Source organism: Tepidimonas sp. (genome assembly GCF_046292505.1).
Taxonomy (GTDB): Bacteria; Pseudomonadota; Gammaproteobacteria; order Burkholderiales; family Burkholderiaceae_C; genus Tepidimonas.
Map to the genome: position 1 here is coordinate 1 of NZ_JBKBQX010000222.1, position 617 is coordinate 617.

The 617-nt window shown below is 62.6% G+C and carries 1 protein-coding gene and 1 pseudogene; both read left to right on the forward strand.

Annotation, left to right across the window (positions count from 1 at the left end):
* The coding region (locus ACK4TH_RS12895) for an SLC13 family permease (RefSeq protein ID WP_409627014.1) at positions 1–406 on the forward strand (406 nt) is incomplete at its 5' end.
* 55 nt (positions 407–461) lie between these two features.
* Positions 462–617: pseudogene (locus tag ACK4TH_RS12900) on the forward strand (TRAP transporter substrate-binding protein); the annotation flags it as partial.

Consider the following 617-nt stretch of genomic DNA (forward strand, 5'->3'; position numbering starts at 1 on the left):
GATCACGCTGGCCGACCTGCCCAATGTGCTGACCAGCTGGCTGGGCCCGCTGGTGGAGAACCCGCGCCTGTTGATGGCCGTGATGATGATCGTGCTGGTGCTCATCGGCACGGCACTGGACCTCACGCCCACCATCCTGATCTTTGCGCCCGTGATGCTGCCCATCGCCGTCAAGGCGGGGATCGACCCGGTGTACTTCGGCCTGATGTTTGTGCTCAACGGCGCCATCGGCCTCATCACGCCGCCCGTGGGCACGGTGCTCAACGTGGTGGCCGGGGTGGGGCGCATCTCGATGCACAGCGTGATCAAGGGCGTGAACCCGTTCCTCTTCACCTATGTGCTGATCCTGGCACTGCTGGTCGTGTTTCCGCAGATCGTGACCGCTCCGGTTCTGTGGATGCGTTGACGATGCTGCGCCCTCTTTTCCCGTGCCTTTCTTTCCTTCGCCAATGGAGACAACCATGAAAACTTTCCGCCGTACCCTGCTCGCCGCCCTGTCGGTGGCCGCCATCACCTGCTCGTTCCAGGTCGCTGCGCAAGACATCAAGCCGCGCATCATCCGTTTTGGCTATGGCCTCAACGAGGTGTCCAACCAGGGCCGCGCCACCAAGCTGTTT